The sequence below is a fragment of the Secundilactobacillus oryzae JCM 18671 genome, from assembly GCF_000740055.1.
GTDB lineage: Bacteria > Bacillota > Bacilli > Lactobacillales > Lactobacillaceae > Secundilactobacillus > Secundilactobacillus oryzae.
On the sequence record NZ_BBJM01000009.1, the window covers coordinates 39,677 to 56,442 of the forward strand.

The 16,766-nt window shown below is 43.5% G+C and carries 18 protein-coding genes; 17 read left to right on the top strand and 1 reads right to left on the bottom strand.

The annotated features are described in order from the left end of the window. The first annotated feature begins 6 nt into the window (after window positions 1-6). The 14 genes from rihC to LOSG293_RS03650 all read left to right on the top strand — a co-directional run bounded on the left by rihC (window position 7) and on the right by LOSG293_RS03650 (window position 12,450). The gene (rihC, locus tag LOSG293_RS03585; protein WP_034527109.1) at window positions 7-921 is read left to right on the top strand and encodes a ribonucleoside hydrolase RihC; all 915 of its coding nucleotides are present in this window, start codon (window positions 7-9) and stop codon (window positions 919-921) included. Window positions 922-1,171: 250 nt separating this feature from the next. Next, on the top strand, window positions 1,172-1,909 hold the full coding sequence (rsmG, locus tag LOSG293_RS03590) for a 16S rRNA (guanine(527)-N(7))-methyltransferase RsmG (RefSeq protein WP_034527110.1): 738 nt from the start codon (window positions 1,172-1,174) through the stop codon (window positions 1,907-1,909). Window positions 1,910-1,927: 18 nt separating this feature from the next. Then, complete coding sequence (locus LOSG293_RS03595; protein ID WP_034527112.1) at window positions 1,928-2,695, top strand: ParA family protein; 768 nt, start codon at window positions 1,928-1,930, stop codon at window positions 2,693-2,695. Continuing rightward, window positions 2,685-3,575: a ParB/RepB/Spo0J family partition protein gene (locus LOSG293_RS03600; protein WP_034527114.1), complete on the top strand. Its 891-nt coding sequence runs from the start codon at window positions 2,685-2,687 to the stop codon at window positions 3,573-3,575. The genes LOSG293_RS03595 and LOSG293_RS03600 overlap by 11 nt, the downstream gene beginning before the upstream one ends. A gap of 22 nt (window positions 3,576-3,597) precedes the next feature. Then, window positions 3,598-3,789, top strand: a complete 192-nt coding sequence (locus tag LOSG293_RS03605; protein ID WP_034527116.1) for a DUF951 domain-containing protein — start codon at window positions 3,598-3,600, stop codon at window positions 3,787-3,789. Window positions 3,790-3,809: 20 nt separating this feature from the next. Beyond that, entirely contained in the window at window positions 3,810-4,910 is a 1,101-nt protein-coding gene (gene ychF / locus LOSG293_RS03610) for a redox-regulated ATPase YchF (RefSeq protein ID WP_034527118.1), read from the top strand. A gap of 28 nt (window positions 4,911-4,938) precedes the next feature. Next, entirely contained in the window at window positions 4,939-5,658 is a 720-nt protein-coding gene (locus LOSG293_RS03615) for a DUF1129 domain-containing protein (protein ID WP_034527120.1), read from the top strand. 238 nt (window positions 5,659-5,896) lie between these two features. Beyond that, window positions 5,897-6,586 (top strand): response regulator transcription factor CroR, encoded by a 690-nt coding sequence (croR, locus tag LOSG293_RS03620; RefSeq protein WP_034527122.1) that lies wholly within the window; start codon window positions 5,897-5,899, stop codon window positions 6,584-6,586. Window positions 6,587-6,613: 27 nt separating this feature from the next. After that, entirely contained in the window at window positions 6,614-7,801 is a 1,188-nt protein-coding gene (locus LOSG293_RS03625) for a sensor histidine kinase (protein WP_034527124.1), read from the top strand. An 87-nt stretch (window positions 7,802-7,888) separates the two neighbouring features. Further along, complete coding sequence (locus LOSG293_RS03630; RefSeq protein ID WP_034527126.1) at window positions 7,889-9,205, top strand: D-alanyl-D-alanine carboxypeptidase family protein; 1,317 nt, start codon at window positions 7,889-7,891, stop codon at window positions 9,203-9,205. 266 nt (window positions 9,206-9,471) lie between these two features. After that, window positions 9,472-10,272: an AzlC family ABC transporter permease gene (locus LOSG293_RS03635; RefSeq protein WP_034527147.1), complete on the top strand. Its 801-nt coding sequence runs from the start codon at window positions 9,472-9,474 to the stop codon at window positions 10,270-10,272. 13 nt (window positions 10,273-10,285) lie between these two features. Beyond that, complete coding sequence (locus LOSG293_RS03640; protein ID WP_034527127.1) at window positions 10,286-10,630, top strand: AzlD domain-containing protein; 345 nt, start codon at window positions 10,286-10,288, stop codon at window positions 10,628-10,630. Window positions 10,631-10,769: 139 nt separating this feature from the next. After that, window positions 10,770-12,065 (top strand): Y-family DNA polymerase, encoded by a 1,296-nt coding sequence (locus LOSG293_RS03645; protein ID WP_034527129.1) that lies wholly within the window; start codon window positions 10,770-10,772, stop codon window positions 12,063-12,065. Further along, window positions 12,058-12,450 (top strand): hypothetical protein, encoded by a 393-nt coding sequence (locus LOSG293_RS03650; protein WP_051907196.1) that lies wholly within the window; start codon window positions 12,058-12,060, stop codon window positions 12,448-12,450. Before LOSG293_RS03645 ends, LOSG293_RS03650 begins: the two co-directional genes overlap by 8 nt. A 38-nt stretch (window positions 12,451-12,488) precedes the next feature. Here the strand turns inward: LOSG293_RS03650 and LOSG293_RS03655 are convergent, their stop codons facing one another. Further along, a complete protein-coding gene (locus LOSG293_RS03655; protein WP_034527130.1) occupies window positions 12,489-13,661 on the bottom strand; it encodes an SAM-dependent methyltransferase in 1,173 nt (390 codons plus the stop codon). 177 nt (window positions 13,662-13,838) lie between these two features. Between LOSG293_RS03655 and LOSG293_RS03660 the strand changes: the two genes are divergently transcribed. The 3 genes from LOSG293_RS03660 to LOSG293_RS03670 all read left to right on the top strand — a co-directional run bounded on the left by LOSG293_RS03660 (window position 13,839) and on the right by LOSG293_RS03670 (window position 16,633). Then, window positions 13,839-14,702: a hypothetical protein gene (locus LOSG293_RS03660; RefSeq protein WP_034527132.1), complete on the top strand. Its 864-nt coding sequence runs from the start codon at window positions 13,839-13,841 to the stop codon at window positions 14,700-14,702. 73 nt (window positions 14,703-14,775) lie between these two features. After that, on the top strand, window positions 14,776-15,846 hold the full coding sequence (locus tag LOSG293_RS03665) for an AI-2E family transporter (protein ID WP_034527134.1): 1,071 nt from the start codon (window positions 14,776-14,778) through the stop codon (window positions 15,844-15,846). A 100-nt stretch (window positions 15,847-15,946) separates the two neighbouring features. Beyond that, complete coding sequence (locus tag LOSG293_RS03670) at window positions 15,947-16,633, top strand: 2,3-diphosphoglycerate-dependent phosphoglycerate mutase (RefSeq protein WP_034527136.1); 687 nt, start codon at window positions 15,947-15,949, stop codon at window positions 16,631-16,633. Window positions 16,634-16,766: the final 133 nt, after the last annotated feature.

Below are 16,766 nucleotides of genomic sequence, written 5' to 3' on the forward strand. Positions count from 1 at the left end.
TGAACAATGGCAATCAATATTATTATGGATACAGACCCAGGAATCGATGACGCGGCAGCAATTACAATGGCAATTAATGATCCTAAGATCAATTTGCAATTAATCACGACTGTTGCGGGAAATGTCACGGTTGATAAAACTACTAAGAACGCGTTGAAATTGGTCCGCTTCTTTGATGCAGATATTCCAGTTGCCATGGGGGCCAAGCAGCCTTTAATGAAGGAATTTGAAGATGCTGCAAGAATTCATGGTGAGTCAGGGATGCCTGGTTACGAATTTCCAACTGATTTACCAAAGCCAATGGCCGAATCAGCAGTTATTGCATTACGGGATGCCATTTTAAGTGCTAAGGAACCCGTTACTTTAGTACCAACAGGTTCGTACACCAATATTGCGCTACTATTTTCTGAATATCCTGAAGTTAAACAAAACATCGAACGGATTGTGGCAATGGGCGGTGCCCTTGGCAAAGGGAACATGACTTCCGCAGCTGAATTTAACGTCTTTACCGATCCTCATGCGGCTAAAATTATGTATGAATCAGGTGTGCCAATTGTCATGGTGGGACTAGATATTACCATGAAGGCGCTGTTGACTCATGAAAGTATCGAAAAGTTACCAACCCTTAACGAAACCGGAAAGATGCTCCATGACATCATTATTCATGATGGTGATAATTCATCAGACGGTATCGCAATGCACGATGTGAACACCATTTTCTACTTACTTCACCCTGAAGCTATCCAAACTGAAAAAATGTGGGTGGATGTTCAAACTGAAGGTCCAGCAAATGGTGAAACAGTTGGTGACATTCGTGGTGCCTACCATAACGGTCGCACGAACACAGCAGTTTGTGTAGACATCGATGCGGAAGCCTTCAACAAGTGGTTTATTGAAGAAATTACGGCAATCGAAAAATAAAGAGGTGCGCGATAAAGCAGTCAGCTTTTGAGTACCAATTACGCGATGCGACAATATCAATTGGATGATGTCGTAAAATGACAGGCCAAGTCGCCATCAAATAAGAGCGATTCCTTAACGAGAGTTTTGGGATCGCTCTTTTTTGTGGCTTTGAATTCTAGTATAATTAATGCAGACGCTTGCGTGCCGAACGATTTTACGTTACAGTAGAACGGTACGTGAAACATGTTTCACAGATTAGGAGAACAGTATGAATCCAGATCAATTTCAGCAACTTTTAGCCGAACACGGCGTCACTTTGAATGAGCATCAACTCGCCCAGTTTGATACTTACTATCAACTGCTAGTTGAGACGAACGAGCACGTTAACTTGACGACCATTACGGAAAAGAATGCCGTGTACCTGAAGCATTTCTTTGATTCCATTACTCCGGCTTTTTATATAGAAGCAATTCGCACAGAACCGTTAACAATTTGTGATGTGGGAGCGGGTGCTGGGTTTCCTTCAATTCCGCTAAAGATTGCGTTTCCTCAGTTAGATATTACGATTGTGGATTCTTTAAATAAGCGAATCAACTTCTTGAAGACGCTACAGGCGAAACTTGGATTGGAAGGCGTGCATTTTTACCATGCAAGAGCGGAAGAATTTGGCGGTCGGAAGTCAGAATTTCGTGAACGCTTTGATCTTGTGACGGCAAGAGCTGTGGCACGAATGAGTGTCCTAAGTGAATTCTGTTTGCCATTGACTAAAGTCGGGGGCCAATTTGTCGCTTTGAAGGCGGCACAAGCCGACCAGGAACTTACGGATGCAGTTCAAGCCGTTAAGCTACTCGGAGGTCAAATGGGCAACGACGTGTCGTTTGATTTACCATTTGATGCAGGCCAACGTAACATCATCGTGATTAACAAAGTCAAAAAGACGCCGGGAAAGTATCCGCGTAAAGCAGGTACACCTGCAAAGGAACCATTGGGAAATGAGACTCATTAAAAGAAGGGTGGATTAAGCATGGCAGTTATCATTGCGCTTGCGAATCAAAAAGGTGGGGTCGGTAAGACGACTACTGCAGTTAACTTAGGTGCTAGTTTAGCCGATCTTGATCAGAGCGTCTTATTAGTCGATACCGATGCACAGGGGAATGCCACGAGTGGTGTTGGTATCGAAAAGAGTACGATTGAAAAAGATATTTACGATGTCATCGTGAATGAAGAACCAATTACAGAAGCAATTTTACCGACTGTTCATGAAGGCTTAGATGTTGTCCCAGCAACCATTCAGTTGTCTGGTGCTGAAATTGAATTAACGCCACAAATGGCACGAGAAACGCGTTTAAAGAGCGCGTTAGAAGAGGTCGCTGATCAGTACGATTACATTCTCATTGATTGTCCACCTTCGTTGGGACTCATCACCATTAATGCGTTCACCGCATGTGATTCAATTTTGATTCCAGTTCAAAGTGAGTATTACGCTTTGGAAGGATTAAGCCAACTATTGAATACTGTCAAACTCGTACAAAAGCACTTCAATAAGGATCTTGCCGTTGAAGGGGTTTTACTGACGATGTATGACGCTCGGACTAATTTAGGCCGTCAAGTTAATGAAGAAGTTCGTAAATACTTTAGTGATAAAGTTTATACGACGATTATTCCCCGCAACGTTCGCTTGTCTGAAGCGCCAAGTTACGGGATGCCTATTATGGACTACGATAAGAAGTCTAAGGGTGCAATTGTTTACGCAGAACTTGCAAAGGAAGTGCTAGCTGCTCATGGTAAATAAAAACCAAAAAGGCTTGGGAAAGGGTATTGAGGCGCTTTTTGCGGACAATGGCGTAGATCCGAAAGAAGAAACAGTTACGGATATTGTCCTAACGGCTATTACGCCCAATCCTTACCAGCCACGGCAAAAATTTGATCAAGCGGCTTTAAATGATTTAGCGGCTTCAATTAAAAAATCGGGTGTTTTTCAACCAATCATTGTTCGGCAACCGGATCCTAAGCGAGAACGCTTTGAGATTCTAGCTGGTGAACGGCGTTTCAGAGCATCTAAGCTCGTCGGCAATAAGACAATTCCAGCAATCATTCGCTCGGTTTCTGAAGAACAAATGATGGAAATTGCCGTTCTTGAAAACTTGCAACGGGAAGACTTAACGCCACTTGAAGAGGCAGAAGCTTATAACACGTTGATGACGCGTTTGAACTTAACACAGGCGCAGGTTTCAGAACGACTAGGTAAGAGTCGACCATATATTGCCAACTACTTGCGGTTACTTGGTTTACCCATCGTGGTCAAGGAATACTTGAACAAAAAGCAATTATCGATGGGTCAGGCTAGAACGTTGCTGTCATTGAAAGATCGTAGCCGACTTGGTGATTTAGCCAAGCGTGCGGTTGACGAAAAATTGACGGTGCGAGCGCTTGAAGAAATCGTGAACCAGATTAATGGTCAAGCGAAAAAGAAGATCAAAACCCACAAACCGGCCAAACGGAAATCACCTTATATCCGTTCTAGCGAGGACCAACTTCAAGAGAAGTTCGGCACTCAAGTCACGATTACTGAAAGTAACGCTAAGCAGGGTACGGGTAAGATCGAGATTGATTATTTGACCAATGATGATTTGAGTCGCATATTAGATATTTTGGACGTGAACTTGGACTAACCTAACGGAAGGATGGTTGCTGATGTACGATTTAGGTGACTTTGTTGAAATGAAAAAGCCCCATCCTTGTGGTGTGAACCGCTGGGAAATCACCAGAATGGGCGCAGATATTAAGATCAAGTGTACCGGGTGCGGTCACGTGGTCATGTTGAGTCGTCGTGAATTTGAAAAGAAATTAAAGCGTGTGCTCGAAAAAGCAGATAACGCTGAATAAAAGGAAAGAGTGAGTATTTAATGTCATTAACGGCAGGGATTGTTGGTTTACCAAACGTTGGTAAATCAACCCTATTTAACGCAATTACTAAAGCAGGCGCAGAAATGGCGAACTACCCGTTTGCTACGATTGACCCCAACGTTGGAATGGTTGAAGTGCCAGACAAACGATTGGATCGGATTCAAGAATTGATTCCAGCTAAAAAGGTTGTTCCAACGACCTTTGAATTCACGGATATCGCCGGAATCGTTAAGGGTGCTAGCAAGGGTGAAGGTCTTGGTAACAAGTTCCTTGAAAATATCCGTCAGGTTGATGCCATTGTGCACGTGGTTCGTGCATTCGATGACGATAACATCACCCACGTTTCTGGTAAAATTGATCCGGTTGATGATATTGAAACAATCAATTTGGAACTGGGAATGTCAGATCTTGAAGCCGTTGACAAGCGTTTAGCTAAGGTTGCTAAAGTGGCTAAAGGGAACGACAAAGAAGCCAAAGCTGAATTGGCCGTGCTTGAAAAGATCAAGCCAGTCCTTGAAGCTGGTGGCAGTGTTCGGACAATCGAATTTAACGAAGACGAGCAAAAAATTGTGAAGGGTCTCTTCTTATTGACGTCAAAGCCAATCCTTTACGTAGCAAACATTGCTGAAGATGACATGGCTGATCCTGAGAGCTCAAAGTACTTCGATGTCATTGAGTCTTATGCGAAAAAAGAAGGGGCAGAAGCCATTGCGGTTGCTGCTGAAGCTGAAGAGGAAATTGCCCAATTGGACGATGCTGAAAAGGCTGATTTCCTTGAAGCTGAAGGCGTTGAAGAGCCTGGCTTGAACCGTTTGATTCGTGCCTCATACCATTTGCTTGGCCTTGAAACCTTCTTTACCGCTGGTGGTAAAGAGACCAAGGCTTGGACTTACAGAGCTGGAACTAAGGCTCCTCAAGCAGCCGGCATTATTCACTCCGACTTTGAGCGTGGTTTCATTCGTGCTGAAGTCATGGCATTCGATGATTTGGACCAATATGAAAGTGAAGCGGCCGTTAAGGAAGCTGGCCGACTTCGGATTGAAGGTAAAGATTATGTCATGCAAGATGGTGACATTGTCGAATTCCGTTTCAACGTTTAAAAATTAGATTGAGAAAGGAAGTTCTCCCGTGAGCGATAATCAAAACCGCAAACGTAACGCAGGTGTTCAAAAAGATCGAAATAACGTAGCAAAAAATGAGCGGAGCGCCTTTGACAACTTGGGACTCACAAAACGTAACGCTGATTACATGTTTCGATTTAATTCCGAGATAGAAAAGAGCAAACTTTCCGTCGAAAAGAAGGCGGAAGCCGTCAACCAAATGGTCCAAGAATTACTTGAAGGTCAAAAGAGTGGTAAGACCGCCAAGGGAATGTACGGATCAGTTCAAGAACGGGTTGACTACGTGGTGAACGGTCCCGCCAAGGGTCCTGGTGCTGACGATCCTTACTGGCCTAGCGCCTTCTACAACGGGCTCATCTTCTTCATGATTTTCAACGTCATGTTTGGTGCGATTATGCTATTCTCACCTAAAACGGCTGCTGGTAGTCAGCCAGTCGGAATCGTATCAATCTTGATTTCATCAGCATTAGCTGGGTTGGCATTACCTTACATGTCAACGATTTTCGATCCAAAGCGTAAGCACAGTCAATCAATTTGGACGCGTTTGCTCATTGTGATCGCACTGTTCATTGTGTGGATGTCACTCTTCTACTTAACGAGCGCTATTCCACCAGTTGCAAATCCAATCTTGAAGACTTGGCCATCAATCATTGTCGGTGTGGCTTCTGGTGCTGGTGCACTATGGATTCGTCGTCAATACGGATTGAAAAAAGGCTTCTTATTCTAAACCATTGGAGCGTCCACAAACACTGTGGGCGTTTTTTGCTACCATAAAACAGCAACGAAATTGCCTATTTCACTAAAATGTGCCAAGATTAGCTTATAATGAAACTTGGTCATGGCTAATTGTTAATTAAGTTTAAACTCGATTAAGTTTTAGCTAATCTTGCGACTTTTATCGAAAAAATTGGTAAAGTTATCTCAGAAATATAAGGATGCATTTGCATTGCGAAGGAGCGTTAACCATGAAAATCTTAGTTGTCGATGACGATAAAGAAATTGCGCAATTACTTGAAATTTACATTAAAAATGAAGGCTACGAACCCGTTTCCGCTTATAACGGCCGTGAAGCCTTGACCAAGCTACGAACAACGCCAAACATTGGTTTAATGATTTTGGACATTATGATGCCTGAAATGAGTGGAATGGAGGTCATCAAGGAAGTACGGAAGGACTCCCAAATTCCAATTTTAATCTTGTCAGCCAAAACAGCTGATATGGATAAGATTCAGGGATTGATTACCGGTGGTGACGATTACGTCACGAAGCCCTTCAATCCCCTTGAAGTAATGGCACGCGTGCGTTCATTACTCCGTCGAAGTCAAGATAATGTGACCGACGATACACCTGATGTATTAGATATCGGACCATTAATCATTAACAAGGATTCCCATGAAGTTAAGACCATTGCCGGAAAGGTGATTTCGTTAACCGCCTTGGAATTCGGTATTTTATACCTATTAGCTAGCCATCCAAATCGGGTTTTCTCAGCGGATGAAATTTTTGAACGTGTTTGGCGTCAAGAATCCATCATTTCTGCTAAGACCGTGATGGTCCATGTCTCTCACTTACGGGATAAGATTGAAGAGGCAACCAACGGTGAAAAGGTTATCCAAACTGTTTGGGGCGTTGGCTACAAGATTGAGTCACATTAGTTAGCTTACTTAAAGGAGTCAACACACTTGAAACTTACTGGGCGCGAAAAAAGTGAATTATTTTTCGAAGGTGTCGTAACGGTTATTCTGTTACTGCTTTTGAATTTGTCCGTTTTAGTGATCATCACCCAGGCGATTCAATTGAACCCGGGTTTGCGTGATGGTATTTTCATCATTAAGCAGTCCATCGTCATTGGTCCCGAACATTTTCAGCTGTGGAGCTGGGAGAACTTGTTCATTGGATTGATGGGCGCTTTGGATATCTGGGTTGTTTATTGGCGACTTATGCGCCGCTATCACCAAATGCAGCTATATCACATCATTGATGAGCTGCATTTTATTGCGGAAGGCAACTTTGGCCACCGAATTCCATTCAAATTGAGTGGCGATATCCAACACGTGGTGGAGTCTGTTAATTCACTGGTTGACTCGGTACTGGAATCAATGACTGAGGAACGAGAAATCGAGCGTTCCAAGGATGAACTGATTACCAATGTTAGCCATGACTTGCGGACACCGTTAACGTCCATTATTGGCTACTTGGGCCTCATTGAAGATAAGCAGTATCGTTCGGAAGAGGATATTCTGAAGTACACGCATACGGCTTATTTGAAGGCGACCCAGATGAAGGCCTTGGTTGAGGACTTATTTGAGTACACTAAGGTGCAACAGACGGCTGCTAAGGCAACGTTTAACAAGCTAGATCTATCGCAAATGATGGAGCAGGTGGCAGCCAGTTTTGAATTGGAAGCGGAAAAGCAAGATAAGACGATTGAGGTCACAACTGATGCTAAGCCACTGACACTCGATGCGGATGCAGAACAGTTGAGTCGGGTGTTTAACAACTTAATTTCAAATGCCTTGAAATATGGTGGAGATGGCAAGCATATCTACATGAGTGCCGTTAAATTGAATGATGAACAGATTCAAATTCAGATTTCTAACGATGGCCCTAAGATTCCTCAGGAGTCCTTAGACCACATTTTTGAGCGTTTCTATCGTGTAGAAGAATCACGGAATAAAGAAACGGGTGGCACCGGCTTGGGCTTGGCGATTACGCAAAGTATTGTGAAGCTCCATCATGGGACCATTACGGTGCAATCTGATGATGAATTGACGACGTTTAATGTGGTGCTACCGATTAAGCAGGATGAAAATACTGCAGGAGAAGACCGGCTCCTTAAATTAAAGAATGAAACTTCACAAATGGTATAGAATCAAAATTTCATGTGGTAAAATAAGAGGACGGTGTTTTTCACCGTCCTTTATTACATATTACATAATTAGAGCGAGGAATTAGGCATGTTTAAGTCAGTAAAGAAATTGGGCACAATTTTAGCGACAACCCTTATGGTAGCGACTGCAGGGGTGAGTCTACCAACTGCAACGACGGAAGCAGCAACTGCAGAAGCCGTTACAACAGTCAATTTAAAGGCGAAGGCAGGTTTGGCCATTGACGCAAAGACCGGTCAGATCTTATATGATAAGAATTCAAAACAGGTCTTACCAGCCGCTTCAATGAGCAAGTTGCTCGCAATTTACATCGTTTTGGAAAACATCCACTCCGGCAAACTGAAGTGGGACCAAAAAATTAGTATCGATAACACGATTTATAAGATGAGTCAAAACAAGGAGCTGTCAAATGTTTCGCTTCGTAAGGACAAAACCTACACAGTTAAGGAACTGTACCAAGCGTCCGTTATTTACTCAGCTAACGCCGCTATCACAGCGTTAGGAAATGCAATTTCTGGTACGCCACACGCATTTGTGAACCAGATGCGTTCAACGGCTAAAAAATTGGGCATCAAGGATGCCAAGATTTACAGCGCATCTGGATTGACGAACAAACAAGTTGGGGATGCTGGTTATGATGACGTTGCAGACTCAGCCGAAAATGAATTCTCTGCTCGTGACATGGGTAAGCTTTCAATGGCCTTGTTGAACAAGTATCCTGAAGTTCTCGAGACGACATCGATTACTCGTTTGTCATTCCAAAAGGGAACTGACGATGAGATCAAGATGGAAAACTGGAACTGGATGCTCCCTGGTTTGGCAAAAGCTTACAAGGAACTTCCAGTTGACGGTTTGAAGACTGGTACCTCAGATGCTGCAGGTGCTAACTTTACTGGAACAGTGAAGAAGAACGGCCACCGTATTATCACGGTTGTGATGGGGGCTTCTCACAAGTCTGATACGGATACCTCCCGTTTTACTCAGACCCAACACTTGATGTCATACGTCTTCCAGAACTTCAAGACGGTGACTTACAAGAGTAGCCAAATTGACGGTGTAAAGTCAGTAACCTCGGGTAACGCTAAAGAGACGACTGTGAAGACCAATTTCAAGACGCCGTTGACCTTATGGATTCGCGACAACCAAGTGGCAAGTAACGCTACGGGCTCAATCAAGATCAAAAAGTCTTTGAACAAGGACAACAAGTTGATTGCACCAGTGAAGAAGGGCCAAACGATTGGAACGGCCAACGTTTCCTTGAAGGGTGACAAGCTAGGTTTTGTTTCTGGCAAGATGAGTGCAAGTACACCAGTAACGGCTGCCACTAAAGTGGAAAAAGCTAACATTTTTGTTAGAATGTGGCGCGGTTTAATTTCACTCTTCTAATCAAGAAAAGGTTTTCAGAAGGACAGAATGATAAATTTCGTCCTTTTTTGTATGAATGTTGAAAATAAAGTTGGTATTTCTCGAAATCTTTCTTATAATAGGTAGGCGAAGACGGTACAATCGCCTATCTTACATATATTTTCACAAGTTAATCGGTTTCATCCAATAAGCCACTTATTTGTTTGCAAATGAGTGTTGCAATTAGATTCGAGCAAAAGCAGCCGTTGGAGGCTTTTGTTGTCAGTTACTTCACTGCAGGTTTTTTGATGGAGGAATTATTCTTGGCTAAACAGGTCCGAAACCCAAATGAGCCCCTTTGGTTATCCACACTTCGGGTATCCATGCCGCTCAATTTGAGTTACATTCCTATCGGTTTGGCGTGTGGGATTTTACTGCACGCGGCTGGCTTTAATACGCTTCTTACAGCGATGGTTTCCGTTGTGATTTTTTCGGGTGGTGCACAATTTATGATTGCGTCAATGCTGACCATTAATGCGCCACTACTATCCATCGTTTTAATGCTTTTCTTCTTGGAATTACGATATGCTTTGCTGGGGTCGAGTTTATCTCGATACCTACAAGGGCAGTCGCATAAGTTTATCTTTACGTTTGCTTTCTCAATGAACGATGAAAACTACGCCGTGAATTATTTAAAATTTGCGACTGACAAAAAATGGGATGGCCGGCAGGCGTTAATGGTCGAGCACTATTCCTTACTGTTCTGGTCTGTCAGTAACGTTATTGGTAGCCTGGTCGGGAGTGCATTGAAGATTGATCTTTCCGTGGTACATTTTGCTCTGACGGCGCTCTTCTTATACATGATCGTGATGCAGATTAAGAATCGTTTAACGCTATTGATTTGTGTCTTGTCAGCCTTTCTGGCGGCCTTCTTCCTCATCATTACGAAGAGTACGCTTGGGTTAGTCATTTCAACATTGATTGCTTCCTTCATTGGCTTTTTACTTGAACATCACTTTAAGACGAAGTCACCGGATACACGTTGGTTCTGGAAAGTACGGGGACCTGGTAGTCGTAAGGAAGCAGTAGAAAAATCGGACAATAACTAGCAGGGGATATTATATGAATTCTGTTAACACATGGACGACCACTCAACATTTTTGGCTTATCATTTTTGGCTTTTTCGTGGCGTTTCTACCACGTTATATACCATTACTTGTTTTCACAAAACGTAAAATTCCAGACTGGTTTAACGAATGGATGAAATACGTGCCCGTTTCGCTCTTTACGGCTTTGGTTGTGAAGGATGTCTTCATCGATGCGAACTATCACTTGGCACCAATGACTCATTTGCCTGAGCTTGCCGCTTCACTGATTGTCATCGTCATTGCGTATCGGACGCGGTCAATGGCCATCTCGGTTATTTTAGGTTTAATCTCGGTCTTCTTACTGGCAATGGTAATCTGAAAAATTAATTTAACTATTTCAAAGGCTATGACGACAACGTCATGGCCTTTTTTGTCGGTCACTGGGGAAATGTTTGAGTTGAAAACAAGAACGTTTGTTCGTATAATGAATTTAACTCAAAAACGAAGAGGTGAATCACATGGATTACGCTAATGAGCCACATGGCGTTTTCTTCTTAATTGACATCAAGTCCTTTTACGCAAGTGTGGAGTGTGTTCAGCGCCATGAGAATCCGCTAAGGACGCCGCTAGTTGTGATGTCTGAAGCTGCCAACACTAATGGAGGCTTAATTTTGGCGACTTCACCGATGGCAAAGAAACTCTTCCATGTGTCGAACGTCAGTCGAGTCCGAGATGTGCCGGAAGATAATCGACTGATTGTTGTCCCACCACGCATGAATTTGTATATTGAACAGAATTTGATTATTAACAATATTTTTCGCCAATTTGTCACTGATCAAGATCTCTACCCGTACTCAATTGACGAGTCTATCTTGGACATGACCCACTCGTGGCATTTATTTGGTCAAACGCACAGAGAGGCAGCTTTGGCGGTGCAGCACATGGTGCTTCAGCGGACGGGCCTCTATACGTCGATCGGGATTGGGGAAACGCCAGTGCAGGCCAAAATTGCATTAGACGTCTATGCCAAGCATGACCCTGATTTTATCGACGAGATGACGTACCAGACAGTTCCCAAGCTGATTTGGCCGATTAAGGATTTGACTGAAGTCTGGGGTATCGGTCGCCGGACTGCGGCACATTTAAATCGATTGGGCATCTATAGCATGGATGACTTAGCGCATACGGATCCTTACTGGCTGAAGGAGGAGATGGGCGTGATTGGCACCCAACTCTTTGCGGTAGCGTGGGGAATTGATCGTTCAAAGCTTTCGCAACGGATTAAGGTTCGCGAACCGAGTTTAGGCAATTCCCAGGTTTTGCCTCGTGATTACCATCGTCAAGAAGAAATTGAACTGGTATTACGAGAACTGGCTAACCAGGTAGCCTCACGAGTCCGTCGTCACGGCAAACAAGCTAGGCGCGTCAGTTTATCGATTGGGTTCGCTTACGCAGCAGAAGGCGAACGTGGTGGCTTCTCACACACGGTGACAATTCCACAAACTAACAGTAATCGAGAAATTGCGGAGACGGTCATTACGATGTTTCGAAAGTACTGGGAGCGAGAACCGGTACGTAACGTGGCGGTTTCCTGTGGTCAACTTGCTGCGGACAGTGGACAACAACTGGATTTGCTAGATGGCGGAATTGAACAGCAAATCAAACGTGATAACTATGACCGGGTGACGGACGCTATTCGTCAACGGTTTGGGACTACCGCACTAGTGATGGCTAGCAGTCTATTAAAGGGTGGTACAATGATTGAACGCGCTTCGCTGGTCGGTGGTCATAATGGTGGTAATAGTTATGAGTAGGCGACGCAAATTGGCCTCCGAGCAACTGGCGGCGCATTTCTTTCAACGTGATTATCATGATCGAGGGATGTTGAAGTGGGGTGGCTTTTTCCTATCGGATCACACAGCGGCACTAAAACATAATGCTAATCAGACGGTCGAACCTCGTCACGAAGCAATGAGTTTAATAGCAATCAGTGAACAATTACTGGTAAGCTGGCAGGAAAAACAAACCATCAAGGTCCAACTTAACGTCACCGATGAACAAGAACGCCAATTGACTACGGTCACCGGCATGGTGATTGGCATGGCTGATGAAGTGATCGTGTTACAAGTGGGAAAAGAATACTATAAGCTTGCGCTGGATGAAATACGGTGGGTGGAACTCACAGAAAAAGGAGCCTGACAGTTGTCAGACTCCTTTGGTCGTTCATAAGCTTAAGTTTAGTTGTACATGTAGTCACGGGTCATTGGTAAGACTTTACCAGAAGCACCCTTAGTCAACAAGTACTGAATGACATCAATGTTACCAGATGCAAACGAAGCGGCACAGGCTTGGAGATAAAGATCCCACATTCTGATGAAGCGCTCGTCAAACATCTTAGCAATTTCGTCATGATGGGCATTAAAGTTGGCATCCCAGATTTCGGTCGTCTTTTGGTAGTGACGACGTAGTGGTTCCATATCGTCTACTTGAAGACCAGAATCGATGATGTGGCCCATGATTTCGTTCAAACCGGGCACGTAACCACCAGGGAAAATCCATTTGTTCAACCAACCGTTAGTGGCACCCCCCTGTTGACGCGTGATTCCGTGAATCAAAGCGACACCGTCTTCTTTAAGGTAGTGGGTCACTTTATCGAAGTATTCGCCAAGATTTTCTTGGCCGACATGTTCGAACATACCAACGGAAGTAATGTAGTCCCATTGCTCGTTACCAAGCTCACGGTAGTCTTCCAAACGAACTTCGGCAACGTCTTGAAGGCCTTGTTCTTTAATTTGTTGATTTACGTAGTCATATTGTTCTTGGCTTAAAGTAACACCCGTTACCTTGAGCCCGTATTCGCGAGCAGCAGTTAACATCAGGGTTCCCCAGCCACAGCCAATATCCAAAAGGGTCCGACCACTGTTAGGGTTCAATTTCTTGATGATGTGATGAACCTTGTTGATTTGAGCAGTTTCAAGATCATCAGTTGGCTTTTCGAAGTAGGCACATGAATAAGTCATTGTGCTATCGAGCCAGATTTTGTAGAAGTCGTTTCCTAAGTCATAGTGACTTTGGACGTCTTCCTTACTCTCAGCTTCATCGTGCTTTTGCTTAGGCAAGAACTTGATGAACTTCTTGTTATGGAAGAAGCTATCAGTGTTCTCATAGGCGGCTTGAATCAATTTTTCAAGGCTACCTTTGATTTCAATCTTGCCATCCATAATACCTTCGCCTAACGCGATTGAGGCATTACGGGTGATCTCTTTCACAGGAATGACCTCATGAAAGATAATTTGAACTTCTGGGGTTCCCTCGCCATAAGTTTCGGTTTTGCCATCCCAATATGTTACGGAAACGGGGATGTTAAAGGTACGACTCAGAAAAGCTTTGTAAAACGTTTTTTCAAGCATGTTAACATTCCTTTCTGAAATTAGGCCTCGCCTAATAAAAAATACAAAGTACATTATACGCTTCTTAAATATTTATGTAAGAACTGAATTATTAAAGCCAAAATTGGTTGCTATCAGTGCTTCATGGTATAATTATCTCAACACAAAAAATAGCTTACATGAATTGAGGGGATACATTTGAAACGATGGGTATGGGCTGTAGTGGCCGTTGTCGTAGCCGTTTTAGTTGGGGGCTATGCCTATTCAAATCACCAAATCACCGAAAACCAATATCGCACCGAGATGAGTAACGGGAAATCCGCTATTCAAGATAAACAATATACTAAGGCTGAGAGCCATTTTGAAAACGCCTTGAAGCGCAAGACGAATGATTCGGCAGCACAGCGTTATCTCGACCAGACACAAGCGTTTGTCTCTGGTAAAAACGCGATGACAGATCGTCACTTCCAGTCTGCTAAGGACTACTTTACGACGGTTAAGAATACTCAAAACACATCTGGTATCTTAGTTTCACGGGCTAAGAGTCGCCTAAAGACGTTGAAGATTGTAATGGCCAACGTGAAGAAGTACAACAAGCTTTATAGCGAGGCTGTCACTCAAAACAAGGCCATGGAATATGAAGCCTCAAATAACACACTAAATCAACTCTTCTCAGATACTGAGTTCTCAAAGGCTTACTACAAGAATATCTATGAGAAGGCTAAGAATCTGCAGGAAGCTAACAATAAAGGGATGACGGGTGAAAGTTCAACGCCATCAACTAACAGTTCTAGCAGCAGTAGTAGTACCGCACTCACTGAGAGTGAAAAGCAAGCAGCGGATGCTTATCAAGGTAGTAACGAGTACACGGTGCCAAAGAGCCAGACCCAAATTAATGGTCAGACCATTACGGCAGCTCAGATTAATGACGCACGTTCTACGCTCCAAAGCGTTGGGGTTCAACCGGGACAATTCTCAGATCAAGATATTCGTACGGGGCTCATTGCTGCTAACAAGCAGGGAATTAGTTTTAAAGCGTACGCAGAAAAGACTTACAAATAAAAGTTAAAACGTGATCCAGGAAAGGGCGTGGTCAAGTTGACCATGCCCTTTTCGCATTACAAGGGGGTAGATTATGAAGGCTTGGAAACAATTTGTTGATAATGTTAGGTTAAGACGATTCACCGTCTTACTGCTAATCATGTTGGTGCTATACCTAGTGCGCGGGGAAATGAACACCATATTGCTGACCTTCATCTTTACGCTGTTGGTTATCAAGTTGGTGCACTTTATTCAGCGCTATGTCAAAATTCCAACGAGTGTCATCGTTGTGGCCGTTTATGCCCTAATCATTTGGTTGTTGTACCTGGCTGTCACTCAGTACCTACCAAAGATGGCAGTTCAAGCGGTGCACTCAGTTGAAACGATTTACAATTTTTACCAGGATCCTAGTAATGATTCTAATGAAATCGTCAAATGGATTGGAAATTATATTGGTCAATCAGAGTTGCTGGATCAATTTAAAAATGGCATTAAGATAGTGATTACGTACGTGACCGGAATCGGCTCGATGGGAGTTACGCTGCTATTATCACTCATCCTGAGTTTCTTCTTTACAGTCGAAGAGAAGTCGATGACACGGTTCTCAAAATTGTTTTTGACGAGTGATTACGGCTGGTTCTTCCAGGACATTACCTTTTTCGCCAAAAAGTTTATCAACACGTTTGGCGTCGTCTTGGAGGCGCAGTTCTTCATTGCCGTCTGCAATACGTTCATCACAACGATCGTCTTGGCAGTAATGAAGATGCCACAGTTGCCAACCTTGGCGATTATGATCTTCTTCTTGAGTTTAGTACCGGTGGCTGGTGTGATTATCTCCGTTGTGCCTCTTGGCATCATCGCCTACTCAGTGGGTGGGATTAATGATGTGATTGCCGTCATCATTACGATTATTGTCGTACACACGATTGAGGCCTACATTTTGAATCCGAAATTCATGTCGAGTCGCACCGAGCTCCCAATTTTCTACACCTTCGTGTTGTTGATTGGTGGGGAAGCGCTGCTTGGTATTTGGGGACTGATTGTCAGTGTGCCAATCTTTACCTTTTTCCTAGATATTCTAGGCGTCAAGAGCGTCAAACTGCATGGTCAAGCACTTCAAAAGATGCGTGAGAAACGAGCGTCCGAACGACAAGATAATGAGTGAGCAATATTTTAAGGTAGATGCTGAAATATCTGCTCGTTTGGTGTAAAATGGCAAGGTATTTTAAAATTTGAATTCATAGAGAAAGAGGTCATTGACTACTATGGCAAAATTAGTATTAATCCGTCACGGACAAAGTGAATGGAACTTATCTAACCAATTTACAGGCTGGGTTGACGTTGATTTAAGCGAAGAAGGCGTTAAGCAAGCTAAGGGTGCCGGTGCATCAATCAAAAAAGCTGGTATCGAATTTGACTATGCTTACACATCAGTTTTAACTCGTGCGATCAAGACGTTACACTACGCTTTGGAAGAATCAGGCCAACTTTGGGTTCCTGAAACTAAAACATGGCGCTTAAACGAACGTCACTACGGTGCATTACAAGGCCAAAACAAGGCTGAAGCCGCTGAAAAATGGGGCGATGACCAAGTTCATACTTGGCGTCGTTCATACGACGTTTTACCTCCACTTTTGGACGAAAGCGACGAAGGCTCAGCTGCTAAAGACCGTCGTTACGCTAACTTAGACCCACGTTTGATCCCTGGTGGTGAAAACTTGAAGGTTACTTTGGAACGCGTTATGCCTCTTTGGGAAGATGAAATTGCACCTAAGTTGCTTGATGGCAAGAACGTCATTATCGCAGCCCATGGTAACTCATTACGTGCCTTGAGCAAGTACATCGAACAAATCAGTGACGAAGACATCATCAACTTGGAAATGGCTACTGGCCAACCAGTTGTTTATGACTTCGATGACAAGTTGAACGTGCTTGGCAAGGAAAAGTACTAAGATAACTAACATTTAGATCAAAAAAGCATCCGCCTTGAAGTGAACCCCCGAGATTGGACAACAATCTCGGGGGTTTTATTATGACTAAATTTAATTTAGAGTTACGAATTTCTATTGTGACACAATATTTAAC

What these genes read in the sequence shown, in the direction of transcription:
- LOSG293_RS03655 (WP_034527130.1), bottom strand. Translation starts at nt 13,661, where the DNA reads ATGCTTGAAAAAACGTTTTACAAAGCTTTTCTGAGTCGTACCTTTAAC.
- rsmG (WP_034527110.1), top strand. Translation starts at nt 1,172, where the DNA reads ATGAATCCAGATCAATTTCAGCAACTTTTAGCCGAACACGGCGTCACT.
- LOSG293_RS03665 (WP_034527134.1), top strand. Translation starts at nt 14,776, where the DNA reads ATGAAGGCTTGGAAACAATTTGTTGATAATGTTAGGTTAAGACGATTC.
- LOSG293_RS03670 (WP_034527136.1), top strand. Translation starts at nt 15,947, where the DNA reads ATGGCAAAATTAGTATTAATCCGTCACGGACAAAGTGAATGGAACTTA.
- LOSG293_RS03635 (WP_034527147.1), top strand. Translation starts at nt 9,472, where the DNA reads ATGGAGGAATTATTCTTGGCTAAACAGGTCCGAAACCCAAATGAGCCC.
- LOSG293_RS03645 (WP_034527129.1), top strand. Translation starts at nt 10,770, where the DNA reads ATGGATTACGCTAATGAGCCACATGGCGTTTTCTTCTTAATTGACATC.
- croR (WP_034527122.1), top strand. Translation starts at nt 5,897, where the DNA reads ATGAAAATCTTAGTTGTCGATGACGATAAAGAAATTGCGCAATTACTT.
- LOSG293_RS03630 (WP_034527126.1), top strand. Translation starts at nt 7,889, where the DNA reads ATGTTTAAGTCAGTAAAGAAATTGGGCACAATTTTAGCGACAACCCTT.
- LOSG293_RS03640 (WP_034527127.1), top strand. Translation starts at nt 10,286, where the DNA reads ATGAATTCTGTTAACACATGGACGACCACTCAACATTTTTGGCTTATC.
- LOSG293_RS03595 (WP_034527112.1), top strand. Translation starts at nt 1,928, where the DNA reads ATGGCAGTTATCATTGCGCTTGCGAATCAAAAAGGTGGGGTCGGTAAG.
- ychF (WP_034527118.1), top strand. Translation starts at nt 3,810, where the DNA reads ATGTCATTAACGGCAGGGATTGTTGGTTTACCAAACGTTGGTAAATCA.
- LOSG293_RS03650 (WP_051907196.1), top strand. Translation starts at nt 12,058, where the DNA reads ATGAGTAGGCGACGCAAATTGGCCTCCGAGCAACTGGCGGCGCATTTC.
- LOSG293_RS03600 (WP_034527114.1), top strand. Translation starts at nt 2,685, where the DNA reads ATGGTAAATAAAAACCAAAAAGGCTTGGGAAAGGGTATTGAGGCGCTT.
- LOSG293_RS03605 (WP_034527116.1), top strand. Translation starts at nt 3,598, where the DNA reads ATGTACGATTTAGGTGACTTTGTTGAAATGAAAAAGCCCCATCCTTGT.
- rihC (WP_034527109.1), top strand. Translation starts at nt 7, where the DNA reads ATGGCAATCAATATTATTATGGATACAGACCCAGGAATCGATGACGCG.